Below are 22,333 nucleotides of genomic sequence, written 5' to 3' on the forward strand. Positions count from 1 at the left end.
CCTGGCGCAAAAGCCGCGTCCGCATCACTCTATCCAACCGCCGCCCAGCACTCGCTCCCCGTCATAAAGCACGGCGGCCTGCCCCGGCGTCACGGAGGTCTGGGGCTCATCGAAGTGCACCTCGAAGCGGTTTTCCGCAAGCATGACCACCTCGCACGGTGCCGGTCTGTGGTGGTAGCGGATGCGGCACGTTGCGCGAAACCTCGCCGCTGCCGGGGTGGTGTTCCAGGTCGAGTGGGCCGCAGTCAGGGACAGGGCCGCCAACTCTTCGCGCCCCCCCACCACGACCCGATTCGTGTCCGTGTCGATGGCCCGCACGTGCAGCGGATGCTTCCAGGCAATCCCCAGCCCCTTTCGCTGTCCGATCGTGTAGCGGTGCATCCCGGCGTGGCGGCCGACAACGGTTCCGTCACCGGTCACGATATCACCCGGTTTCTGATCTACGCCATGGCTCTCCAGGAAGTTCACATAGTCATTGTCGGGAATGAAGCAGATCTCCTGGCTCTCATGCTTTTGCGCCACCGGGAGGTTGAATTCGGCGGCGAGCTTCCTGACTGCGGTTTTTTCGAGCATGCCGACCGGAAACAGGACGTGCTGCAACTGTTCCTGGGTCAGGGTAAAGAGAAAGTAGGACTGGTCCTTGGCGGCGTCGAGACCGGCCAGAAGCCATTTCTTGCCCGCCCCATCCTCGGCAATACGCGCATAATGGCCGGTTGCCAGCAAATCCGCCCCCATCTCGTGCGCCTTCTTCAGCAGCAGGTCGAATTTGATCAGGTCGTTACAGCGTATGCAGGGATTGGGGGTGCGACCGGCCGCATATTCCCCGATGAAGTACTGGATGACCAGTTCCTTGAACTCGGTCCGCATGTCGACTACCTCGAAGGGGATGCCGAGTTTCTTGGCCACCCTGCCCGCATCCATGACATCATCGAGGGAACAGCAGGTCTTTATCCGGCATCCGGGCTCCCGGGGGACCGGATCGTACAACTGCAACGACACCCCAGTCACCTCGTAACCCTGCTCCTTCAGCAGGGCCGCGCTGACCGATGAATCGACGCCGCCGCTCATGGCTATCACGACATGTTTTTTGCTCATGTTGACCTCATACCGTTATCGCCTGTGCAGCCCGCATTCCTTGTTCTCGGGATTCTCCCACCACCACCTGCCGGCGCGGGCATCCTCGCCCGGTTGCACCGCCCTGGTGCAGGGGGCGCAGCCGATGGAACGGTACCCTTGGCTGTACAGGCGGTTTTTGGGCAGCCGGTGCTCGTCGGTGTAGCTCGTGAGTTGCTCCTCGCTCCAATCTATCAGGGGGTTGATCTTCAAGATGCCGCCGTTCAGTGAGTCCAACTCGACGGCCTTCAGATCACTTCGGGTGACACTCTGCTCGCGGCGCATGCCGGTCACCCAGCCTGCAAGCCCCTTGAGGGCCCGGGAGAGCGGTTCCACCTTGCGAATATGACAGCAGGCGTGGCGCTTGTCCAGGGACTCGCGGAAGGAGAAGAGCCCCTCGGTCCGTTCCAGCCGTTCGACCTCTTCGTGGCGGGGGAAAAACCAGTCGATGTGCAGATGGTAGCGTTCCACCAAGGCATCGGCCACCTCGTAGGTCTCTTCGTTCAGCCGACCGGTGTCCAGGGCAAATACCCCCAGGGAGAGCCCCGCTTCATGGGCGATATGGATAATGGCCACATCCTCCAGGGAGAAGGAGCAGGCCAGGGATACCGGCCCTCCGGCGGCCTCGATACCGGCGCGGAGAATCTCCGCCGGGGTTGCGTTTGCCGTTATTTCAGGAATGTTTGCACTCATTAGTTGCCTTTCTCTTCCGTTCCTCGTTAAATCTGGTAATCCTCCACGAACACCCTGACTTGGCGTGGCCGCACATATACCTGCTCGCTCTGCTGCAATCCCAGGTTCTTGAATACGTCCCTGGTCAGCTCCGCCTCGATAAACTCTCCGGTGGCGTCAATGGCCAGGGTGACCCGCACCGAGGGGCCCAGTTTCTGGATATGCCTGATCTCGGCCTTCAGGGCCGTCGAGTCCTGGGGGCTGCGCTCGATCTCGATGTCGTGGGAGCGGACGTACGACACGGCGTTTTCGTCTGCCCCATGCTGGTCGGCGCCCGGCTGGTTCAGGCGGCCATGGAACAGGTTGACGTTGCCCAGGAAGTTGAGTACAAACGGGTTGGCGGGGTGGTCGTAGACCAGGTCCGGCGTGCCGGCCTGCTCGATCCTCCCCTTGTTCATGACCACGATGCGGTCGGCCACCTCCAGCGCCTCCTCCTGATCGTGGGTGACGAAGACACTGGTGACATGGATCTCGTCGTGCAGTTTGCGCAACCAACGGCGCAGTTCAGCCCGCACCTGGGCGTCCAGGGCGCCGAACGGTTCGTCCAAGAGCAGCACCTGCGGCTCCACCGCCAGGGCGCGGGCCAGGGCGATGCGCTGGCGCTGGCCGCCGGAGAGCTGCGCCGGATAGCGTTGCGCCAAACCTTCCAACTGTACCAGGCGCAGCAGATCCATAACCTTGGCGTTGATCTCCGATTTGGAGGGGCGGGTGCCGCGCGGCCTGACGTTCAACCCAAAGGCCACGTTGTCGAAGACGGTCATATGTTTGAACAGGGCGTAATGCTGGAAGACAAAGCCGACCTTGCGCTCCCGCACATGGTGTTCGGTGGTATCTTCGCCGTTGAAGAGGATGCGCCCGCTGTCCGCACGTTCCAGGCCGGCAATGATCCGTAACAGGGTGGTCTTGCCCGACCCGGACGGTCCCAGCAGTGCCACCAGTTCTCCCGAAGGGATGGAAAGGGTGACGTCGTTCAGGGCGGTGAAGCTGCCGAACTGCTTATGGATGTTTTCTACCTCGATACTCATGGGATCACCTGTAAAGTCAGATTCTCAAACTTGGATTCTTAACATTTGCCACAGAGACACGGAGACGCAGAGGAAACCAAAATTCTCACCACGTATAAAATAGCCTGTTTTGCTTCTCTGTAGCGCTTTTGACTCTCTCCGTGTCTCTGTGGCAGATTTTGGCCTTTAACCATCATCTGCCAAGTTGCTGCCGTACCTTCCACTCTGCCACGGTCTTCACCACCAGGGTGATCAGGGCCAGAAAGGCCAGGAGCGATGCCACGGCAAAGGCGGCCGTGTAGTTGTACTCGTTGTACAAGATTTCCACGTGCAGCGGCACGGTGTTGGTGCTGCCGCGGATGTGGCCTGAGACGACCGACACGGCGCCGAATTCCCCCATGGCCCTGGCGTTGCACAGGATCACGCCGTAGATGATGCCCCACTTGATGTTGGGCAGGGTCACCCGGAAAAAGGTCTGCAACCCGCTGGCCCCCAGCACCAGGGCCGCCTCCTCCTCGTCCCTCCCCTGGGCCTCCATGAGCGGGATCAACTCCCGGGCGATGAAGGGGAAGGTAACGAAGATGGTGGCCAGGATGATGCCCGGCACGGCGAAAACGATCTTGGTGTCGTGGGCGTCGAGCCAGGGGCCCAGCCACCCCTGGCGGCCGAACAGCAGCACGAAGATCAGGCCCGAGATGACCGGCGAGACCGAGAAGGGGAGGTCGATCAGGGTGATCAGCAGGTTCTTGCCCGGAAAGGTGAACTTGGCAATGGCCCAGGCCGCCATCACGCCGAACACCAGGTTGAGCGGCACCGCCACGGCGGCGGTGATCAGGGTCAGCTTGATGGATGACAGGGTGTCCGGCTCCTTGAGGGCGGTCAGGTAGACGTCCAACCCTTTTTCGAAGGCTTGGCTGAACACCGCCGCCAGGGGGAGAACAAGGAACATGGCCAGGAAAACCAGGGCCACGACCGTCAACCCCCAGCGCACGAGGGCCGGTTCGGTGATGCGGTGGTTGTCGTTTGCCTTTGCGGCGTATGTTGTGGTTGGTGCGGACATGGGGACCTCGATGTTACCTTGGGTTTTCGCTTTTCTCTGTGTCTCTGTAGCACATATTCATTGCCTGCCGCCGGAAAATCGATTAGTCGGCGTACCTTCTGCTCCACTTCTGGAGCAGGTTGATAATCAGCAGTATGACGAATGATGCCACCAGCATGACCGTGGCCACGGCCGTTGCCCCCTGGTAGTCGTACTGTTCCAGTTTGGTGATGATGACCAGGGGGGTTATCTCCGAAACCATGGGCATGTTGCCGGCGATGAAGATGATCGAGCCGTACTCACCCACGGCCCGGGCAAAGGCCAGGGCAAAGCCGGTCAAAACCGACGGGAGCAAGAGCGGGAACAATACCCTGCGGAAGGTCTGCAAACGGTTGGCCCCCAGGCAGGCGGCCGCCTCTTCGATCTCGCTGTCCAACTCCTCGATCACCGGCTGGACCGTGCGTACCACGAAGGGGAGGCCGATGAAGGTCATGGCTACGATGATCCCCAGGGGGGTAAAGGCTACCTTGATGCCGTGGGGTTCCAGATAGCGCCCCACCCAGCCGTTGGCGGAGTAGACCGTCGCCAGGGTGATACCGGCCACCGCCGTGGGCAGGGCAAAGGGGAGGTCCACCAGGGCGTCCACCAGCCGCTTGCCGGGGAAGGGGTAACGCACCAGCACCCAGGCCACCAGGACGCCGAACAGGGCGTTGATGCCGGCTGCCGCCAGGGCGGCGCCAAAGGTGACCTTGTAGGAGGCCAGCACCCGCGGCGCCGTTACAACGGCCACGAAGTCGTGCCAGGAGAGCCCCGCGGTCTTGAAGATCAGGGCAGAAAGCGGGATCAGCACGAGCAGACTCAGGTAGAGGAGTGTGTACCCCATGGTCGGCCCGAAGCCGGGCAGGACGTTGTTATGGCGCTTGAAAAGTTTCATGATTGAGGCCCTTGGATGCTACCGAGCCGGGGGGAAGAGACGTGACGGTTCCCATATGGTATGGGAGATGTCGGTTTCATGCGCTTCCTCTCGCTCGGGATCATGCTGAAACGTATTTGGGTTTGTCATGTCCGGGGCAGGGAGTGCCTGCCCCGGACAGCGCGGAAAAGGTGCGTCCTCTATTTTGCGGCACCGTAGATCTGGTCGAACACCCCGCCGTCGGCGAAATGTTTCTTCTGGGCCTTCTGCCAGCCGCCGAAAGCCTGGTCGATGGTGTAGAGCCGGAGTTTGGCCAGCTTGGTGGGCACCTTCTTGTCGATGGGGCGGTAGTAATGCTTGGCCGCGATCCGCTGCCCTTCGGCGCTGTACAGATATTTCAGGTATTCCTCGGCCACCTTGCGGGTGCCGTGTTTATCCACGACCTTGTCCACCACGGCTACCGGAGGTTCGGCCAGGATGCTCTCGGGCGGGGTTACGACATCGAATTTATCCGGTCCCAACTCGTTGATGGCCAGGAAGGCCTCGTTTTCCCAAGCCAGGAGTACATCGCCCAGGCCGCGCTGCACAAAGGTGTTGGTGGCGCCGCGGGCGCCGGAGTCAAGCACCGGCACGTTCTTGAAGAGTTTGGTGACGAATTCCCTCGCCTTGGCCTCGTTGCCACCTTTCTGGTGCAGGGCGTAGCCCCAGGCTGCCAGATAATTCCAGCGGGCGCCGCCGGAGGTCTTGGGGTTGGGGGTTATGACCGAGATGCCGGGCTTGATGAGGTCGCTCCAGTCCTTGATATGCTTGGGATTGCCCTTGCGTACCAGAAAGACGATGGTCGAGGTGTAGGGAGAGCTGTTGTGGGGCAGGCGTTTCTGCCAGCCGGGCTTGATCAGCCCTTTCTCCTGGATGGCGTCGATGTCGTAGGCCAGGGCCAGGGTGACCACATCGGCATCAAGGCCGTCGATGACCGAACGGGCCTGTTTGCCGGAGCCGCCGTGGGACTGTTTGACGGTGACGTTCTGGCCGCTTTTTTTGTGCCAGTATCTGGCAAAGGCGTTGTTGAAATCCTGGTACAGTTCACGGGTCGGATCGTAGGAAACATTCTGCAGGGTGACGCCCGGCGCGGAAAATGCCGGCAACGCTGCTGCAAGGGTTAACGACAGTACGGCGATGATGGTGACGAGCTTTCGTGGGTGCATAGTTGTGTTACCTCCTATTTTTGTCTATAGAGTTTATAGAAATAAACTCCAAAATAATGCGCTGATCCAGCGTTAATCCTCCACCTTTTCCAACTCCAGGACATAGTGGCCTTCATCCGTTTGCCGCAGTCCCAGCAACTTGTGCCCTTCGGCCTTGAGGCTGCGGGGAACATTCTTGACCGGCTCCCCGTCATCCAGGAGGATCTGGGCCGTCTCTCCGGCCGCTATATCCTCCAGGGCCAGCTTGGCCTTGACGAAGTTCGTGGGACAACCGACGCCCCGCAGATCGATCACCTGCATGAGCATGCTCCTTTCATGATCGTATTCCCACCTGGGTCTCAATGACCTGGGGCGGTATGGTTGCCGTGACCGTGTTGTCTGGGAACTGCTTCCGCAGATGGTCGAGCAAGGCCTGGGGGCCTTCCTTGATGATCACGTCCCCCAGTCTGATGCGCCCCAAAGCTTCGGCTTTTTCCTTGTACCACTCCAACACGGTCGAAATGAAATCCACCACCCGCTCTTCGGGGAGGAAGGTAGCGAACAGCGTGCCGACCAGGGGATTGCGCCCCCACTTGCCGCCGATGCGCACCGTGTAGCCGCGGCGTTTCTCGCTCCAGGCGCTGGTTGGGCAAACCTTGACGCAGTCGCCGCACCAGATGCAGCGTTCGGCGTTGAAGACCGGCTTATTGTCCTCGCCCATGGTGATCGCCTTGGGGACGCAGCTCTTGGCGCACAGGCCGCAGCTGATGCAGGCAGCCTTGTCCAACTGAGGGTAGATCGCGCCCTGGAAGCCGACATCGTTGGTGGCCGACTTGGGGCAGTCGAAGGGGCAACCGGCAAAGGCAACCTTAAACTTGTGGTGGCCGGTGGCGGTGCCGAACAGCTTCTCATCCACCTCCTGGGCCGACTTCTGGGTGTCCACCAGGCCGTTGGGGTTGTATTCGCACCCGCCGCAGGCCACCGGAACGCGCACCCGCGCCCCGCAGGAGGCTACTTTCTGGGTCGCCTCGCCCAATTCCTCCACCACCACGTCGAAATCCTTGAAGTTGATATTGATCAGCTCGATGGATTGTCGCACGGAAAGATGGACAAACTCGCCGCCGTATTTTTCCGCCACTTCCGCAATCTTTTTCAGGCGAGGGACCGACATCCTGCCGCCGGGAACCCGCAGACGCACGGTGAACAGGTCTTTGCCCCGCTCCTTGATGAACCCGCCGGACTTGAGATTGCTCAAATCGATCTTTGTGGGCTGCTGTGCCTTTGACATTTATTTCTCTCCTGAAAAAGTATGATTTAAACCTATATTAAATACATAGACATTGTCAAGAATATTTTTACTGTTTATTACTGATTTAGTATTTAATCGTTTCGATCGGCTCAGGCTCCACATTTCCGTCGTGAATCTTATAGGATTTCACGGCAGGTTTTGTGGGATTGGCCAACGAGATGATGACGTAGGAAACCAGCGGCGTGAGGGCCAGCTTGATATCCTCCTGGGACGGGCGAGCCGGCGTCTCGGGGTGGGAGTGATAGATGGCCAGCATGGAGAGCCCCTTGGCCCGCAGATCCTTCACCACGCTGAACTGCTCTCGCGGTTCCATCATGAAGTGCTCGTTGCTGGCGTCGGTATTGGTCATACGGTAGATAGCGGAGACGGTATCGCCCGTCCCGCCGAGAATCCCGCACACTTCCAGCGGGAATCCCTCGCGGGCATGGGCGATCAAGTCGTCATGGATGGAATCGGGAATTTTCAGCACAGTGAACACCTCACTACGTATTTGCCGCAGAGACGCGGAGACACAGAACAAATCGCAGAGTGCGTCTAAAATCGCTTGCCGCGATGGAGGAACGGTAACGAGGTGGCAATTAAATACCATCACTCAATTTCGTTAACGCTGCGCCTCTGTGGCACAGGTAACCCGGATGGTTTAACTCTTCAGATCGCAGACCGTCAGCGCGTCCAGTTCGTCCTTTACCTCGGTGATGGTCGGGTGCTCGCCGCAGACCGGACAGGCCGGGTTGCGTTTCAGCGGGATCTCCCGGAACTTCATGCGCAGGGCATTGTAGGTGAGGAGGCGGTTGGTCAGCAGTTCACCCTTGCCCAGCAGGAATTTGATCGCCTCGGTGGCCTGGATGGTGCCCAGGACGCCGGGCAGCACGCCGATCACCCCGGCTTGGGAGCAGGTGGGGATGGCGTCTTTTGGGGGCGGCTCGGGAAAGATGCAGCGGTAGCAGGCCGATTCCCCCGGTTTGACGGTCATGGTCTGGCCGTCGAACTGCAGGATGCCGCCATGGGAGTAGGGGATGCCGGCCAGTACGCAGGCATCGTTGATCAGGAACTTGGCGGCGAAGTTGTCGGTGCCGTCGATGACAAAGTCGTAGTCGCGGATGATGTCCGTGATATTGGCCGCGTTGACCCATTCCTTATAGGTTCTGACCCGCACGGCGGGGTTGATGGCCTCCATCTTCTCCCGGGCCGATTCCACCTTGGGCTTGCCCACGTCGGGGGTGAAGTGGATCACCTGGCGTTGCAGGTTGGACAGGTCCACGTCGTCCGCATCGGCGATACCGAGGGTACCTATTCCTGCCGCTGCCAGGTAAAGGGCGATGGGCGCCCCCAGGCCGCCGGCACCGATGATCAGCACGCGGCCGTCGAAGAGCCGCTGTTGCCCTTTGCCCCCCACCTCTTTCAGCATGATGTGGCGGGAATAGCGTTCGATCTGTTCGTCGGTCAGCATGGTCAGCGTCCTCCGCCCATGAAGTAGAGGAATTCCAGGGCGTCGCCGTCTTGTACCGGCGTGTTCCCGAAGGCATCCCGTTCCAGGATCTCGCCGCTCAGTTCCACGGTAACGTACTGGCGCTGTGCCACATCCAGTTCCTCCAGCAGGGATTCTACGGTGCGGGCCGGGTTTTCTGCAAGGGTGGTTTCTTTTCCGTTGATGGTTATATTCATGGCAGTTCTCCGTATCAGATGGCGTCCAACGCCTGATTGAAATCGTCGATGATGTCCTGGGGGGCCTCGATGCCGACCGACACCCGGACCAGGTCTTCGCACACCCCCATGAGTGCCTTGTCCTCCAGGGAGTAATCGGCGCAGATGGTGCTGGCCGGGTGGATCACCAGGGTCTTGGCGTCGCCGATGTTGGCCAGGTTTTTAGCCATACGCAGGGCGTTGATGACGCGGAAGGCCGTTTCCTTGGAGCCGGTGCCGAAGGTCAGCAACCCGCCGTAGCGGCCGCCGTACAGGCGTGTGGCGACCCCATGGCCGGGGGCGTCCTCCAGGCCGGGGTAGTTGACCCACGCCACCTTGGGATGTTTCGTGAGAAAACGTGCCAGGACCAGGGCATTGCTGCAGTGCCGCTCCATCCTCAGGGCCAGGGTTTGGATGCCCTCGGTCAGCAGGAAGGAGTTGAACGGCGCGGCGCAGGCCCCCACGTCTTTGTGCACCAGCTTGCGGGCGCGGGCGGTAAAGGCAAATTGGCGATATTTTTTGTGAAAGGGTTCGAAATGGGGAAAACGGGCGGTGTTCCAGTTGAAGACGCCGCGGTCGATGATGACGCCGCCGATGGAAGTGCCGCTGCCGTTGATGTACTTGCTGGTGGAATGGATCACGATATCCGCCCCCAGTTTGGCGCCGTCGGCAAGATAGGGGGTGGTGACGGTGGCGTCCACGATCAGGGGGAGTCCCGCCTGGTGGGCGATCTCGGCCAGCCTGGGGAGATCGGGTACATCCAGTTTGGGGTTGCCCACGGTCTCGACGAAGAGGAGCCGGGTTCGGTCGTTGATGGCGGCCCGGACCGACTCCAGATCCAGGGGATCGACGAAGCGGGCCGTGATGCCGAAGTTGGCGAGGGTATCACGGAACAGGGAAAAGGTGCCGCCGAACAGGGAGGAAGACGCCAGGATCTCGTCACCGGCCCGTACGATGGTCATGACCGTGGTGGTGATGGCCGCCATGCCCGAAGCGGTCGCTATGGCCGTGCCGCCCCCCTCCAACAGCGCCAGGCGCCGTTCCAGGGCCTCGGTGGTCGGGTTGCCCAGGCGGGTATAGACCTGTCCGGCCGCCCGGCCGCGAAAGACATCCTCCAGGGCATCGGCCGTTTCGTAGGCAAAGGCGCTGGACTGAACGATGGGGACCGAGGTGGCGCCCGCCGGTCCCGGTTCCAGGCCGCCATGTACGAGCAGCGAATCAAAGCGTAGTGGTGTTTCCATTTAAAATGTCTCCATAAAAAAATCCCATCTGATGTCAGATGGGATGGGTGTCACGAAGGATGGATTTCGCAACCTCCACCTCATCTTTGCCGGTACCGGCAGGAATTAGCACCTGACGCCCTGTATGGGGCCGGTTGCTGTGGTTTCGTCGGGCCTTTCCCTCCACCACTCTCAATAAGGTCTGAGTTGTTATTCGATTGTCTTGAAGCAATATTTACAAACTACATATATTTTGTCAATAAATTTTTAGGATATATTTAGCATATTGGTGATGTATTCGTGAGGGAATTCTTACATGAGGAACGTTATGATGGTTTTTGAACTAATAACTTGCTGTCATCGCTCGAAAAAATTGTAACGTATTTTAGTGGTGAATATGCAGATGCCAGGAGAGGGCGGAGCGGAATGTTGGCGCTGATTGCGCTGCAGGGCGTGATGTGATCTATCGAATGCTTGAAAAAGAAAAGGCCGGGGGAATTGTTCCCTCGGCCTGTGATTGCCTGCTCGGCGCGGATAGTGCGTAGTGTGGGTTATTTGATTTTGGTCAGGGTGAGGCTGCTGCCATCGATTTTCAGGGAATCCCCGCGGAATTTCAGAAAAATGTCTTTTTTGAAAGGGTCGATGATCTTGATCCTGCCGTCACTCTGAACCATCCAGGTGAAGGAGGTCTTTCCCATAGCGCTTGTGGAGGTGCCGGTGTGATCATTGGAAAATTCGGCAACGAAATCGAAGCCCTCAGCCTTCCATGTGCCGTATATTTCGGACTCCGGCTTGCTGCACCCCGTCATGACCGCAAAGCAGATCAGCAATGACAAAACGAACTTTTTCATCTACTTGATTCCCCGAATTTTAAATAACAAACAATGGCAGCGTCAAAAACTTCACGGATTTTTCGTTTGGCCGCGCCGTGCTCGAACGAAAAATGGCTGCCAAGTTGGCCAGCCATTATGGTTTTCATTGGTGGGCGCTACTGGGATTGAACCAGTGACCCCTGCCGTGTGAAGGCAGTGCTCTCCCGCTGAGCTAAGCGCCCGAATGTTTCAATTGAATAACAGAGCCCGCGGTTTCTGTCAAGCCCCCCTGATCAAAAATTGCGTGGCGTCATGGAGGACCGGGAAGAAAGACGCACGTACCCGAAGGTGATTTTGCTTGTCATTCCGTGGCTACCATGCTATAAAATTCCGATTTCAATTCGCACGCCTCGGGTAATGAACCGGCGGTGTCCCTTGTGGCTTGCAGGGATTCAACGGGGCGGAGGAAAAACCAAAGGAGAAGAATATGTCAAGTATCAGCATGAAGGAACTGCTGGAGGCCGGCGTCCATTTCGGCCACCAGACCAAGCGTTGGAACCCCAAGATGAAACCCTATATCTTTGGGGCCCGTAACGGGATCTACATCATTGACCTGCAGAAGACCGTCCGTTATTTCAAATCCGCTTACAACTTCGTCAAGGAATCGGTCGAAAACGGCAACACCGTGTTGTTCGTCGGCACCAAGAAACAGGCCCAGGACTCGGTGGCCGAAGAAGCGACCCGTTGCGGCATGTTTTACGTAAACCAGCGCTGGCTGGGCGGCATGCTGACGAACTTTGCCACCGTCAAGCAGAGCATCGACCGTCTCAAGCGGCTCGACGCCATGTTCGAGGACGGCACCGTCGACGCCTACACCAAAAAAGAATCTCTCCAGTTCGATAAGGAACGGGAAAAACTCCAGAAGATCCTGGGCGGCATCAAAGGGATGAACAAACTTCCCGGCCTGATGTTCGTCATCGACCCCAAGAACGAAGAGATCGCCGTTCAGGAAGCCAACAAGCTGGGCATCCCCGTTGTTGCCATCGTCGATACCAACTGCGACCCCGATCCCATCGACCACGTTATCCCCGGCAACGACGACGCCATCCGCGCCATTCGTCTGCTGAGCTCCAAGATTGCCGACGCTTCCATCGAAGGTAACCAGGCCCGTAACGCCGCTCTTCAGGCAGATAGCGAAGGGACCGAGGAATTCGCCGCTGCTGAAGCGGTTGAAGATGTTGCCGGCGAGACTGCCGAATAAGCACTGATTTTATACATTGATCCCCTGGTACGGGGAAGGAGGATATGATGGCTGTTACTGCTGCACAGATCAACGAACTGAGAAAATCGACCGGGGCCGGCATGCTCGATTGCAAGAAGGCCCTTGAGGAAAGTACCGGTGATTTCGAAAAGGCCGTGGATTACCTGCGTAAAAAGGGGCTGGCCGCTGCCGCCAAGAAGGCCGGCAGAACCGCCACTGAAGGTGCCGTTGGCTGTTATATCCACGCCGGCGGCAAGATCGGTGTCATGGTCGAGATCAACTGTGAAACCGACTTCGTTGCCAAGAATGAAAACTTCCAGGTTTTCGTGAAGGACATCGCCATGCATATCGCTGCCGCCTCGCCCACCTGCGTGCGCCGCGAGGAAGTGCCTGCCGACGTTCTGGAGCGCGAGAAGGAAATCTATCGCGCCAAGGCCCGTGAAACCGGCAAGCCGGAAAACATCATCGAGAAGATCATTGAAGGGCAGGTCAACAAGTTCTACGCCGATGTCTGCCTCCTGGAGCAGGCTTACGTCAAGGATACGGATAAGACCATTGAGCAGTACCTCAATGAAACCATCGCCAAGATCGGCGAGAATATGTCCATTCGCCGCTTTACCAAGTACGTCTTGGGCGAGGGGTTAGAAAAGAAGGAATCGGACTTTGCTGCCGAAGTGGCAGCAGCGGCCGGCATGTAATCAGACGCCGAAGCCGGCCGCCATGGCCGGCTTTTTTTATACTCGCCGCCTTGGCATCATTTCAAATCTGACGACTTCATACTTACATCACATTCAAGACGGGAGCAGACCATGAACAGACCGTCATTTTCCAGAGTGCTCTTGAAGCTGTCCGGCGAATCGCTCGCCGGCGACCAGGGATATGGCATTGATCCGCTGACCATCAGCACCATCGCCCGGGAGATCAAAGAGGTAGTGGACTCGGGGGTCCAACTGGCGCTCGTGATCGGCGGCGGCAACATATTTCGCGGCCTGGCCGCCTCATCCAAGGGGATGGACCGTGCCAGCGCCGACTATATGGGCATGCTGGCCACCGTGATCAACTCCCTGGCCATGCAGGACGCCCTGGAGAAGGTGGGGGTTTCCACGCGCGTCCAGTCGGCTATCGCCATGCAGGAGGTGGCCGAGCCGTATATCCGCCGGCGGGCCATACGTCACCTTGAAAAGGGACGGGTGGTGATCTTCGGCGCCGGCACCGGCAACCCGTACTTCACCACGGATACCGCAGCCAGCCTGCGGGCCATGGAGATCAACGCCCAGGTGATCCTCAAGGGAACCAAGGTGGACGGTGTCTACTCGGCCGACCCGAAGAAGGATGCCACGGCGGTCAAACTGCCAAAGCTCACCTATCTCGAAGTACTCAAGATGGGGCTGCAGGTTATGGACGCGACCGCGACCTCGCTCTGCATGGACAACAACCTGCCGATTATCGTATTCGATCTGACCACCGAGGGGAACATCAAGAAGGTCATCTGCGGCGAAGAAATCGGAACAATCGTACAAGGAGAATAGAACTATGCCAAAGGCCGTGATCGACGACATGAAGTCCCATATGGAAAAGACCGTCAGCGTTCTCAAGGTGGAATTCCAGAAGATCAGGACCGGCCGCGCCAGCACCGGCATTCTTGATGCGGTCAAGGTGGACTATTACGGCAATCCTTCCGCCATTAGCCAAGTGGCGACCCTGGCGGTGCCGGAACCGCGCACCATCACCATCTCCCCGTGGGAGGCCAAGATGATCGGCCCCATCGAAAAGGCGATCCTCAACGCCAATATCGGCTTGACCCCCTCCAACGACGGCAAGATCATCCGTCTCAACCTGCCGCCGCTGACCGAGGAACGCCGCAAGGAGATCGTCAAGGATCTCAGGAAAAAGGCCGAAGAGGACAAGGTTGCCCTGCGCAACATCCGCCGCGACGCGATGGATAAACTGAAGAAGTTGGAAAAGGACAAAGCGGTCACGGAAGACGAACTGAAGAAGTATGAGAAGGATGTTCAGGACATTACCAAGAACTTCGAGACCAAGATAGACGAGGCCGTGGCCCATAAGGAAAAAGAGGTCATGGAAGTCTGATGGAACCGCTCGAACCGGGCAAACTGCCCACGCATCTTGCCGTCATCATGGACGGCAACGGGCGTTGGGCTCAGCAGCGCATGCTCAAGCGCATCGTAGGCCACCAGCGCGGGGCCGAGACCATCAAGATGGTGGTGGAGCAGGCGTCCCTTCTGGGGATAAAGTACCTGACTCTCTTCGCCTTTTCCTCGGAAAACTGGTCCCGTCCCGCAATGGAGGTCAAGGCGCTGATGGCGCTGCTCAAGAAGTATATCCGCCAGGAAACGGCGCGCATGATGCGCAAGAACATTCGCTACAATGTTATCGGCAACCGCAGCGACCTGCCCGATGACGTCAATGCGACCCTGGAAGACGCCATTCGCGAGACTTCCGGCAATACCGGCATGGTGCTGACCCTGGCGCTTTCCTATGGCGGCCGCCAGGAGATCAGCATGGCGGCGAGTCGGCTGGCCCGGGACGTGGCGGCCGGAAAAATCAAACCGGACGACATCACGATGGATCTCTTCTCCGGCTATCTCGACACCGGGGGGCTGCCCGACCCTGACTTCCTGATCCGCACCAGCGGAGAAATGCGCATCAGTAACTTCCTGCTGTGGCAACTGGCCTACACCGAACTGTATTTTACCGAAACCTACTGGCCCGATTTCACCATCAACGAGTTCCACAAGGCTCTGGCCGACTTCCAGTCCCGTGAACGGCGATTCGGCAAAACCAGCGACCAACTACTGAATAGGGGCTCCTTATTAAACGCCTGATCTCAGCGCTTATCCTCCTGCCGGTCCTGATCCTGACCATTCTCAAGGGCGGCCCGCTCTTATTCGCCTGCCTGCTGGCCATCTTCGTCTTTATCGGCATCCATGAATTCTACCGTATGGCCCTTCCGGCCAGGACCGTCGAGGTGTGGCCGGCAGCCGTCTGCGGGACGCTCTTTATTTTCATTCCCTTTTTCGGCAATGATCGCCATCTCCTGGCAGGGGGCGCTCTCCTGTTTCTGGGCTTTGCCCTCCTGTTCCTCTTCCGTATCCGGGAGGTGGCCGATGCCGCGCGGGAGATCGCCTATGCCATGCTGGCGTTTCTCTACATCCCGTTCCTGTTGATGCACCTGGTCGCGCTACGCCAGACGACCTACGGCATTCAATGGCTCCTGGTCATCATGCTGATCGTCATGACCAACGATTCGGCGGCATATTACACCGGCAGCGCCTTCGGCAAGCACCCCCTCTACCCGTTGGTCAGCCCCAAAAAAAGCGTCGAAGGGGCTCTGGGCGGACTCGTCGGCAGCATTGTCGGCACCCTGATCGCCAAGTTCAGCTTCTTCCCCCAATTGAGCTTTCGAGATGCCCTGGTGACGGCCCTGTTCATCGGCGCCCTCGGGCAGGCCGGCGATCTGTTCGAATCATTACTTAAACGCAGTTTCGGGGTCAAGGATTCCGGGACCATCATTCCCGGCCACGGCGGCGTGCTGGACCGTCTGGACAGCATCATCTTCGCCGCGCCGGCCCTCTATTACTACGTCATCTATTTTTTCAAGGGATAGCTCTATGAAACATCTTACCATTCTCGGTTCAACCGGTTCCATCGGCGTCAGCACTCTGGAGATCGTCGCCGCGTACCCCGACCGTTTCCGTGTGGTCGCCATGACCGCCGGCCGCAATCTCGAACTCTTCGCCCGCCAGATCAAAGCGTTCTCGCCGCGCATCGCCGTGGTCGCCGCCCAGGAGGATGTCCCCCGTCTCAGGGAGATGTGTTCCGGGGTGACAGTGGAGATTCTGGGAGGTGTCGAAGGCCTGATCGCCGCAGCCACCGCCGACGAGACGGAGATGGTGGTGGCCGCCATCGTCGGCGCAGCCGGTCTGGTCCCCACCGCCGCCGCCATTCGGGCCGGTAAGGATATCGCCCTGGCCAACAAGGAAACCCTGGTCACCGCCGGGCATCTCTTCATGAATATGGTCGCCGAGTACGGCGTCAAGCTCTATCCGGTGGACAGCGAGCACAGCGCCGTGTTCCAGTCCATGGAGGGGCATCGTAGCGAGGATATCACGCGGATCATCCTGACGGCTTCGGGCGGTCCGTTTTTGAACACGCCGACCGAGCAACTGGCCGGCGTTACCGTGCGGGATGCCCTCAATCATCCCAACTGGAGCATGGGGCGCAAAATCACCATCGATTCGGCAACCATGATGAACAAGGGGCTGGAGGTACTGGAGGCGCGCTGGTTGTTCGGCGTGCCCGTAGAGAAGATCGATGTCAACATCCACCCCCAGAGCATCATCCACTCCATGGTAGAATACGTGGACGGCTGCGTCATCGCCCAGTTGGGCACGCCCGACATGAAGGCCCCCATCGCCTACGCCCTGTCGTATCCGGAGCGGGTGGCAACCGGCGTCAAGCCGCTCGACCTGACCGCTCTGTCCGGGCTGACCTTCTTCAGGCCTGACAGGGAAAAATTCCGCTGCCTCGGCCTGGCCTATCGCGCCATCAAGGACGGGGAGAGCATGCCGGCCGTAATGAATGCCGCCAACGAGATCGCCGTGGAGGCGTTCCTGGAGGGGCGGCTCGGCTTCATGCAGATCGCCCAAGTCATTGAACGAACCATGGACGCCCATGAGGCCCATAACCTGAAATCCATCGAAGAGGTGCTGCTGGCCGACCGCTGGGGACGCGACCGGGCGCGCGAGATCTGCCGGGGAATGGTGAACTGATATGATGATCGTCTATGCCGTAATCGTCCTGGGTGTGTTGATCTTTGTTCACGAATTCGGGCATTTTCTGGTGGCCAAGCTGTTCAACGTCAGGGTGGAAAAATTCTCCCTCGGCTTCGGACCCAAGCTGGCGGGCAAAAAGATCGGCGAGACGGAATACCTGGTCTCCGCTTTTCCCTTGGGCGGCTACGTTAAGATGTTCGGCGAAGGGGGCTTCATCGAGGGGGGGGAGTCGCACCATCCCGCTTCGGAAGATGAGGAGGAAAACAGCGCCGCAGTTGCCGGCGAGGCTGCCGCTGCTTCGAGGGAGTTGACGGAGGAGGAAAAAAGCCGTTCCTTCGCCCATAAGCCGCCTCTGGCGAGGATCGCCATCGTAATGGCCGGTCCGGTCTTCAATCTGGTGTTTGCCTGGTTTGCCTTTATCGTGCTCTGCATGCTGGGCGTGCCCTCTATCACCCCCAAGATCGGCGAGGTCTTGAAGGACAAGCCGGCGGCAAAGGCCGGGATTCAAAAGAACGACGTCGTAACCGCCATCAACGGTAAAGCCATTACCCATTGGGAAGAGGTGGCCGAGGCGATTGCCGCGGCCAAGGGCAAGCCGGTTGTGGTGGCAATAAAGCGCAACGCTGCGGACCTGCAGTTCACCATCTTACCCGAACCGCGCATAAGCAAGAACCTGTTCGGCGAGAAGGTCAACGGCTTCGCCATTGGCGTGGCCTCGGCCGGCGAGGTCGTCACCGAGCATTTCGGCCCCCTGCAGTCGGTTGTCAAGGGGACGGTCCAAACCGGTAAGGTGATCGAGATCACGGTCATGTCACTGGTAAAGTTGGCCCAGCGTGTCGTACCGCTGGATACGCTCGGCGGCCCGATCATGATCGCCAAGATGGCCGGTGAAACGGCCCAGGCCGGCGGTTCCAGCTTTTTGGCCTTCATGGCGCTGCTCAGCGTCAACCTGGGGGTGCTCAACCTCCTGCCGGTGCCGGTTCTTGACGGCGGGCATCTCTTCTTCTTCTTTTGGGAGTTGGTATTCCGTCGCCCGGTCAGCCAAAAGGCACGGGAATATGCCCAGCAGGTCGGCCTGATGCTGCTCCTGGGACTGATGGCGCTGGCATTCTACAACGATATCATCAGGTATTTCGTCGGACAGGGGTAGTGGCTGGCGGAGTCTGAGGCCTAACCCTGTTCCAGGGCCACGGCAACCATGAACCAATCCTCATTCGAGGCGGCAAAGCGCAGCGCCATTGCCTCCGGCTTGTTGGTGAGGGCGATGGCGTACCGTTTCCCGGTAACCACCGATGGCGTCGAGAGACGAATATCCAATCCGCTGTTGGTCAGGTGTTGTTTGAAGGAGCCGGCAATCATGTTGGCGACCTCTCCCAGCGCATCCTGGATATCGTCGTCATCGTCCCCCGCTTCCTTGCCAAGCATGCTGGTGGTGATGTTGTGGGCCAATTCGTCGGGGACGTGCAGACTGATGAGGCCGTTGTAGGTGCCCGCCAAGCCGACCAGGGCGCTGGTGCAGCCGGAAAAATGGTTCACGGGATTGATCTCCAGCGGGAGATGCAGCAGATCGTCCATGCCGATCATGGTACTGAATACCTCTTTGACGTCCCGAACGAGTTGTTTTACTAACACATCCTCAGTCGTATGAAGTCTCTCCAACAAGACCGATGAAAATCCCATGTCTTCCCTCCCCGTAACAAGATGAAGCACGCACTGTCACTCACTGCCTCGTCTGTGCGTGATGGGGACAGTCTGTGCACTACATCCCATATCTAGCAGGTTGAATGCCAATATTTATAATGCACTGATTACAGTGGGTTATGAACTTTCGAGACCAGAGGCGTGTGCCCGTGGGGTACATGGTGTGTCTTCTGGGTACGGTTGCGGGGGTGAGACGGACTGCTCCAGGACCACTTGCAACTTGATAGCGCAGCAGCACCTTCGCCTCAAAGGGTTTGTAAAGGTCGTTGTCCAAGCAGGTTGTCCGAGTCGAATCCCGTTTCTACCCAGTAACCGTTGACTGGCAGGATGTCCCTGGGCGTCCTGGTGCCGCGGATAATGACGTGATGGGGTACCCTCACATGTGTTTGCTCAATTCCTACATATTTCAATCACATTCCTGCTCTAAATTGCATCGCGGGTAAACCGAATCCGTTCATCCGGTTGGACGTTTTGGGGGCAACTGAAGATCATGTTCAGTTGCCTGTATCCCCCTGTTTCTTTCCCCAAAGGCAGCACAATCCCATTCAACAACACGATCAGATTTTCAAATGCAAAATACTAAGTTAAAGAGGGCGGCATGGTTATGGTCCGGGATGTAATGAAAACGGCAGTCTTGATTCTTACTCTTTTGGTATCGGCTTCGTGCGGCAGCGGCGAAAGCAGCGGCACGAACGCCACGCCGACATATCCCCGCTTTGCCTACGCCGCAAACTATAACGACGGGACGGTTTCCATCTATAGCGTCAATGCCTCAACCGGCCAGTTGCGCCATAGCGGCTATGTGGCTGCCCAGACGCATCCTCGTGCCGTGACCGTCACCCCCTCGGGCAAATTCGCCTATGTCGCCAATTACGGTTCCAACAGTATCTCGGTCTACACCGTCAATCAGACCACCGGAGCCCTGACCGCCGGAACCGCCGTGACCACAGGCACGGCTCCCCTGTCCGTAACCGTCGACCCCTCGGGTAAATTCGCCTATGTGACCAATAGCGTTGACAACACGATTTCAGCCTATACCATCAATCAGACTTCCGGGGCTTTGAGCGCAAGAAACGACGTGGCTACCGGCGTAACCCCCTCCTCGGTGACCATCGCCCCCTCTGGTAACTTTGCCTATGTAGCCAACAGCGGTGACAATACCATCTCGACCTATACCATCAATCAGACCACCGGAGGGCTGACCGCAGGAGTCGCTGTAACTACCGGCAAGACACCCGTCTCCGTGACCGTTGCTCCTTCGGGCAAATTTGCCTATGTGACCAATAGCGGCTCCAACACTGTTTCGGTCTATACCGTCAACCAGACTACCGGAGTCTTGACTGCGGGGACCGCAGCCCTCACCGAGGTGGCTCCTACGGCCGTGACCGTTGTTCCTTCGGGCAAATTCGCCTATGTGGCCAACTATGATTCCAACACCATTTCGGTCTATACCATCGACCAGACCACCGGAACCCTGACCGAGGGGACGTCGGTGGCCGCAGGGACAAACCCCGCCTCCGTCATGGTCGATCCTTCGGGCAAGTTCGCCTATGCAACGTGTTTCAATTCCTACGCCATCCCGGTCTATGCCATCGACCAGACCACCGGCGCCTTAAACGCCGCAGGAACGGTTTCCGCCGCCAACGGCCCCGTTCAAATGGCCATGGTATCCGGGACCGCTGCCGTCACCAATGTGCCGAAATTCGCCTATGCGGCGAATTATGCTTCGGACAGCATCTCGGTGTATGGCGTCAACCAGAGCAGCGGGGCGTTGACCGCCGGGACGGCTGTGGCTGCCGGGACAGGTCCCTACGGTATCGCCGTTGATCCCTCCGGGAAATACGCCTACGTGGCAAACCGCTCATCCAATAATGTCTCGGTCTATGCCATTGACCAGACCACGGGTGCCTTGACCGCCGGGACGACGGTTGCTGCCGGCACTGAGCCGCGTTCCCTAGTCATCGATCCCTCGGGAAGATTTGCCTATGTGGCCAACTACGGTGCCAGTACCATTTCAGGCTACACGATCAACCAGGCCAGCGGCGCCTTGACCGCCGTGGCGACGGTTTCTGCCGGAACGGATACCAACCCCGTCTCGATTGCCGTTGACCCCTCGGGAAGGTTTCTCTATACGGCCAACTATAGCTCTTTCACGATCTCGGCGTATGCCATCGATCGGACCACCGGGGGCTTGACCGCTGTCGGGACGGCAGCGGCAGGTACGAATCCTGTCTCGATTACCATTGATCCCACGGGGCGATTCGCCTATGCGGCCAATAGCGGCTCCAACACCATTTCGGTATTTACCATCACCCAAACCACCGGGGCGCTGGTCAAGGTAACGGATGTGGCTGCGGGCACGAGCCCCTATTCTGTCGCCGTCGATCCCACCGGAAAGTATTTTTATGCAGCCAACTACGGTTCCGACACCATCTCCTCCTATACCATCGGCCAGTCTACCGGGACGTTGACCGCCGGTACGACTGCGGCTTCCGGTAAACAGCCCCGCTCGCTGGCTCTCGATCCCTCGGGAACGTTCGCCTATGCGGCCAACTACTACGGCAACTCCATCTTCCGATACACCGTCGACCAGACGACCGGGGCGCTGACCGCAGGGGCGGCAACGGTGGCCACGGCATCATCCCCTATCGCCCTCGTCGTCAGCGGCACGGTCCAATGATGTTTGCGTCTCTCGGCGATGCTGAAATGCGTGAAATGGGCAGAAAAGAAGGAAACGTGGCGGGAATGTGGCAAAAATAGGAAAATATATAGAGGTAGTGATACAAGCGGGCCTTGTTATGGTAATGGTGTGTACCACACTAAACTAGTATCGTCTTATGAAACCTATTAGTGGGGAAATACCTATGGCAAAAAATATACTTATTGTTGAAGATGAGCTTAAACTTGTCGATGTACTAAAAGATTATCTATATCTTGCAGGATTCGAAACGACAAGCTTATCTAATGGTACTGAAGTTGCGCTTTGGGTAAAGGATAATGGACCGAGCCTTGTCCTGCTCGATCTGATGCTGCCCGGGCGTGACGGTATAGATATCTGCAAGGAGATCAGAACCTTTTCCAATGTGCCGATCATTATGATGACCGCGCGTATTGATGAGGTCGACCGTTTGCTCGGGCTCGAACTCGGCGCCGATGACTATATCTGCAAGCCGTTCAGCCCGCGGGAGGTCGTCGCCCGGGTCAAGGCGGTTCTGCGCCGTATGGGCGACGAACAGACCACGCAGGCTGCCGGGCTTATGCTTGATGAATCGCGCTATCGGGCCACGCTTGCCGAACATGAACTCTGCCTCACCGCTGTTGAATTCAAATTGTTACAGTTTTTGGCGGCAAAGCCGGGACGAATTTACAGCCGTCAGCAACTCATGGAACAGATTTATCTCGACCGCCGCGTTGTCAGCAGTCGTACCATCGACAGCCATATCAAAAAGTTGCGCAAGAAGATTGCAGGTGCCAATCCCGACACGGAGTTTATCCACTCTGTCTACGGCGCCGGCTACAAATTTGAGGCCGCATGATCTTTTTTACCTTGGCATTTACCACAGAAA

At 58.4% G+C, this 22,333-nt stretch carries 24 protein-coding genes, 1 tRNA gene and 1 riboswitch; of the genes, 10 read left to right on the forward strand and 15 right to left on the reverse strand.

Annotation, left to right across the window (positions count from 1 at the left end):
• Window positions 1-24: 24 nt before the first annotated feature.
• The 14 genes from mnmA to F6V25_RS06940 form a co-directional block, all read right to left on the reverse strand.
• Window positions 25-1,095, reverse strand: coding sequence for a tRNA 2-thiouridine(34) synthase MnmA (gene mnmA, locus F6V25_RS06875; protein ID WP_151127870.1), 1,071 nt, complete (start codon window positions 1,093-1,095; stop codon window positions 25-27).
• Between the two features lie 15 nt (window positions 1,096-1,110).
• The gene (locus F6V25_RS06880; protein ID WP_151127871.1) at window positions 1,111-1,806 is read right to left on the reverse strand and encodes a phosphoadenylyl-sulfate reductase; all 696 of its coding nucleotides are present in this window, start codon (window positions 1,804-1,806) and stop codon (window positions 1,111-1,113) included.
• A 26-nt stretch (window positions 1,807-1,832) separates the two neighbouring features.
• Entirely contained in the window at window positions 1,833-2,870 is a 1,038-nt protein-coding gene (locus F6V25_RS06885; protein ID WP_149306607.1) for a sulfate/molybdate ABC transporter ATP-binding protein, read from the reverse strand.
• A gap of 172 nt (window positions 2,871-3,042) precedes the next feature.
• Complete coding sequence (gene cysW, locus F6V25_RS06890; protein WP_151127872.1) at window positions 3,043-3,909, reverse strand: sulfate ABC transporter permease subunit CysW; 867 nt, start codon at window positions 3,907-3,909, stop codon at window positions 3,043-3,045.
• A gap of 82 nt (window positions 3,910-3,991) precedes the next feature.
• Window positions 3,992-4,822 carry a sulfate ABC transporter permease subunit CysT gene (cysT, locus tag F6V25_RS06895; RefSeq protein ID WP_151127873.1) on the reverse strand — a complete coding sequence of 277 codons (831 nt, stop codon included), beginning with the start codon at window positions 4,820-4,822 and terminating at the stop codon, window positions 3,992-3,994.
• 179 nt (window positions 4,823-5,001) lie between these two features.
• Window positions 5,002-6,006, reverse strand: coding sequence for a sulfate ABC transporter substrate-binding protein (locus tag F6V25_RS06900; RefSeq protein ID WP_151127874.1), 1,005 nt, complete (start codon window positions 6,004-6,006; stop codon window positions 5,002-5,004).
• A gap of 72 nt (window positions 6,007-6,078) precedes the next feature.
• On the reverse strand, window positions 6,079-6,306 hold the full coding sequence (locus F6V25_RS06905; RefSeq protein WP_149211059.1) for a sulfurtransferase TusA family protein: 228 nt from the start codon (window positions 6,304-6,306) through the stop codon (window positions 6,079-6,081).
• A gap of 13 nt (window positions 6,307-6,319) precedes the next feature.
• Complete coding sequence (locus F6V25_RS06910; RefSeq protein ID WP_151127875.1) at window positions 6,320-7,273, reverse strand: 4Fe-4S dicluster domain-containing protein; 954 nt, start codon at window positions 7,271-7,273, stop codon at window positions 6,320-6,322.
• Between the two features lie 85 nt (window positions 7,274-7,358).
• The gene (locus F6V25_RS06915) at window positions 7,359-7,763 is read right to left on the reverse strand and encodes a M67 family metallopeptidase (RefSeq protein ID WP_151127876.1); all 405 of its coding nucleotides are present in this window, start codon (window positions 7,761-7,763) and stop codon (window positions 7,359-7,361) included.
• Between the two features lie 171 nt (window positions 7,764-7,934).
• The gene (locus tag F6V25_RS06920; protein ID WP_151127877.1) at window positions 7,935-8,744 is read right to left on the reverse strand and encodes a HesA/MoeB/ThiF family protein; all 810 of its coding nucleotides are present in this window, start codon (window positions 8,742-8,744) and stop codon (window positions 7,935-7,937) included.
• Between the two features lie 2 nt (window positions 8,745-8,746).
• Window positions 8,747-8,959 (reverse strand): sulfur carrier protein ThiS, encoded by a 213-nt coding sequence (thiS, locus tag F6V25_RS06925; protein WP_151127878.1) that lies wholly within the window; start codon window positions 8,957-8,959, stop codon window positions 8,747-8,749.
• A 14-nt stretch (window positions 8,960-8,973) separates the two neighbouring features.
• Window positions 8,974-10,218 carry an O-acetylhomoserine aminocarboxypropyltransferase/cysteine synthase family protein gene (locus tag F6V25_RS06930; RefSeq protein ID WP_151127879.1) on the reverse strand — a complete coding sequence of 415 codons (1,245 nt, stop codon included), beginning with the start codon at window positions 10,216-10,218 and terminating at the stop codon, window positions 8,974-8,976.
• A gap of 77 nt (window positions 10,219-10,295) precedes the next feature.
• Window positions 10,296-10,399: riboswitch (SAM riboswitch) on the reverse strand.
• Window positions 10,400-10,748: 349 nt separating this feature from the next.
• Window positions 10,749-11,048 carry a hypothetical protein gene (locus F6V25_RS06935; RefSeq protein ID WP_151127880.1) on the reverse strand — a complete coding sequence of 100 codons (300 nt, stop codon included), beginning with the start codon at window positions 11,046-11,048 and terminating at the stop codon, window positions 10,749-10,751.
• A 128-nt stretch (window positions 11,049-11,176) separates the two neighbouring features.
• A tRNA-Val gene (locus F6V25_RS06940) sits at window positions 11,177-11,251 on the reverse strand.
• 245 nt (window positions 11,252-11,496) lie between these two features.
• On the opposite strand from F6V25_RS06940, the gene rpsB reads away from it, so the two are divergent.
• The 8 genes from rpsB to rseP all read left to right on the forward strand — a co-directional run bounded on the left by rpsB (window position 11,497) and on the right by rseP (window position 18,216).
• The gene (gene rpsB, locus F6V25_RS06945) at window positions 11,497-12,270 is read left to right on the forward strand and encodes a 30S ribosomal protein S2 (protein WP_151127881.1); all 774 of its coding nucleotides are present in this window, start codon (window positions 11,497-11,499) and stop codon (window positions 12,268-12,270) included.
• A 47-nt stretch (window positions 12,271-12,317) separates the two neighbouring features.
• Window positions 12,318-12,968: a translation elongation factor Ts gene (gene tsf / locus F6V25_RS06950; protein WP_151127882.1), complete on the forward strand. Its 651-nt coding sequence runs from the start codon at window positions 12,318-12,320 to the stop codon at window positions 12,966-12,968.
• 111 nt (window positions 12,969-13,079) lie between these two features.
• Entirely contained in the window at window positions 13,080-13,799 is a 720-nt protein-coding gene (gene pyrH, locus F6V25_RS06955) for a UMP kinase (RefSeq protein ID WP_149306596.1), read from the forward strand.
• A gap of 4 nt (window positions 13,800-13,803) precedes the next feature.
• Window positions 13,804-14,361, forward strand: coding sequence for a ribosome recycling factor (gene frr, locus F6V25_RS06960; RefSeq protein WP_149306595.1), 558 nt, complete (start codon window positions 13,804-13,806; stop codon window positions 14,359-14,361).
• Complete coding sequence (locus tag F6V25_RS06965) at window positions 14,361-15,116, forward strand: isoprenyl transferase (RefSeq protein WP_151127883.1); 756 nt, start codon at window positions 14,361-14,363, stop codon at window positions 15,114-15,116. Before frr ends, F6V25_RS06965 begins: the two co-directional genes overlap by 1 nt.
• Before the next feature lie 38 nt (window positions 15,117-15,154).
• Window positions 15,155-15,898 carry a phosphatidate cytidylyltransferase gene (locus F6V25_RS06970; RefSeq protein WP_338045590.1) on the forward strand — a complete coding sequence of 248 codons (744 nt, stop codon included), beginning with the start codon at window positions 15,155-15,157 and terminating at the stop codon, window positions 15,896-15,898.
• Window positions 15,899-15,902: 4 nt separating this feature from the next.
• Window positions 15,903-17,063, forward strand: a complete 1,161-nt coding sequence (locus F6V25_RS06975) for a 1-deoxy-D-xylulose-5-phosphate reductoisomerase (RefSeq protein WP_151127885.1) — start codon at window positions 15,903-15,905, stop codon at window positions 17,061-17,063.
• Window position 17,064: 1 nt separating this feature from the next.
• Complete coding sequence (gene rseP, locus F6V25_RS06980; RefSeq protein WP_151127886.1) at window positions 17,065-18,216, forward strand: RIP metalloprotease RseP; 1,152 nt, start codon at window positions 17,065-17,067, stop codon at window positions 18,214-18,216.
• A gap of 20 nt (window positions 18,217-18,236) precedes the next feature.
• Here the strand turns inward: rseP and F6V25_RS06985 are convergent, their stop codons facing one another.
• Window positions 18,237-18,746, reverse strand: coding sequence for a chemotaxis protein CheX (locus tag F6V25_RS06985; protein ID WP_151127887.1), 510 nt, complete (start codon window positions 18,744-18,746; stop codon window positions 18,237-18,239).
• Between the two features lie 640 nt (window positions 18,747-19,386).
• Between F6V25_RS06985 and F6V25_RS06990 the strand changes: the two genes are divergently transcribed.
• Complete coding sequence (locus F6V25_RS06990) at window positions 19,387-21,447, forward strand: beta-propeller fold lactonase family protein (protein ID WP_191966104.1); 2,061 nt, start codon at window positions 19,387-19,389, stop codon at window positions 21,445-21,447.
• A gap of 184 nt (window positions 21,448-21,631) precedes the next feature.
• A complete protein-coding gene (locus tag F6V25_RS07000; RefSeq protein WP_151127889.1) occupies window positions 21,632-22,303 on the forward strand; it encodes a response regulator in 672 nt (223 codons plus the stop codon).
• Window positions 22,304-22,333: the final 30 nt, after the last annotated feature.

This window comes from Oryzomonas japonica (assembly GCF_008802365.1).
GTDB classification, from domain to species: Bacteria; Desulfobacterota; Desulfuromonadia; order Geobacterales; family Pseudopelobacteraceae; genus Oryzomonas; species Oryzomonas japonica.

Bases quoted from the DNA above. Each gene is read 5' to 3' on its own strand.
- mnmA (WP_151127870.1), bottom strand. From the start codon at position 1,095: ATGAGCAAAAAACATGTCGTGATAGCCATGAGCGGCGGCGTCGATTCA.
- F6V25_RS06880 (WP_151127871.1), bottom strand. From the start codon at position 1,806: ATGAGTGCAAACATTCCTGAAATAACGGCAAACGCAACCCCGGCGGAG.
- F6V25_RS06885 (WP_149306607.1), bottom strand. From the start codon at position 2,870: ATGAGTATCGAGGTAGAAAACATCCATAAGCAGTTCGGCAGCTTCACC.
- cysW (WP_151127872.1), bottom strand. From the start codon at position 3,909: ATGTCCGCACCAACCACAACATACGCCGCAAAGGCAAACGACAACCAC.
- cysT (WP_151127873.1), bottom strand. From the start codon at position 4,822: ATGAAACTTTTCAAGCGCCATAACAACGTCCTGCCCGGCTTCGGGCCG.
- F6V25_RS06900 (WP_151127874.1), bottom strand. From the start codon at position 6,006: ATGCACCCACGAAAGCTCGTCACCATCATCGCCGTACTGTCGTTAACC.
- F6V25_RS06905 (WP_149211059.1), bottom strand. From the start codon at position 6,306: ATGCAGGTGATCGATCTGCGGGGCGTCGGTTGTCCCACGAACTTCGTC.
- F6V25_RS06910 (WP_151127875.1), bottom strand. From the start codon at position 7,273: ATGTCAAAGGCACAGCAGCCCACAAAGATCGATTTGAGCAATCTCAAG.
- F6V25_RS06920 (WP_151127877.1), bottom strand. From the start codon at position 8,744: ATGCTGACCGACGAACAGATCGAACGCTATTCCCGCCACATCATGCTG.
- thiS (WP_151127878.1), bottom strand. From the start codon at position 8,959: ATGAATATAACCATCAACGGAAAAGAAACCACCCTTGCAGAAAACCCG.
- F6V25_RS06930 (WP_151127879.1), bottom strand. From the start codon at position 10,218: ATGGAAACACCACTACGCTTTGATTCGCTGCTCGTACATGGCGGCCTG.
- F6V25_RS06935 (WP_151127880.1), bottom strand. From the start codon at position 11,048: ATGAAAAAGTTCGTTTTGTCATTGCTGATCTGCTTTGCGGTCATGACG.
- rpsB (WP_151127881.1), top strand. From the start codon at position 11,497: ATGTCAAGTATCAGCATGAAGGAACTGCTGGAGGCCGGCGTCCATTTC.
- tsf (WP_151127882.1), top strand. From the start codon at position 12,318: ATGGCTGTTACTGCTGCACAGATCAACGAACTGAGAAAATCGACCGGG.
- pyrH (WP_149306596.1), top strand. From the start codon at position 13,080: ATGAACAGACCGTCATTTTCCAGAGTGCTCTTGAAGCTGTCCGGCGAA.
- frr (WP_149306595.1), top strand. From the start codon at position 13,804: ATGCCAAAGGCCGTGATCGACGACATGAAGTCCCATATGGAAAAGACC.
- F6V25_RS06965 (WP_151127883.1), top strand. From the start codon at position 14,361: ATGGAACCGCTCGAACCGGGCAAACTGCCCACGCATCTTGCCGTCATC.
- F6V25_RS06975 (WP_151127885.1), top strand. From the start codon at position 15,903: ATGAAACATCTTACCATTCTCGGTTCAACCGGTTCCATCGGCGTCAGC.
- rseP (WP_151127886.1), top strand. From the start codon at position 17,065: ATGATGATCGTCTATGCCGTAATCGTCCTGGGTGTGTTGATCTTTGTT.
- F6V25_RS06985 (WP_151127887.1), bottom strand. From the start codon at position 18,746: ATGGGATTTTCATCGGTCTTGTTGGAGAGACTTCATACGACTGAGGAT.
- F6V25_RS06990 (WP_191966104.1), top strand. From the start codon at position 19,387: ATGAAAACGGCAGTCTTGATTCTTACTCTTTTGGTATCGGCTTCGTGC.
- F6V25_RS07000 (WP_151127889.1), top strand. From the start codon at position 21,632: ATGGCAAAAAATATACTTATTGTTGAAGATGAGCTTAAACTTGTCGAT.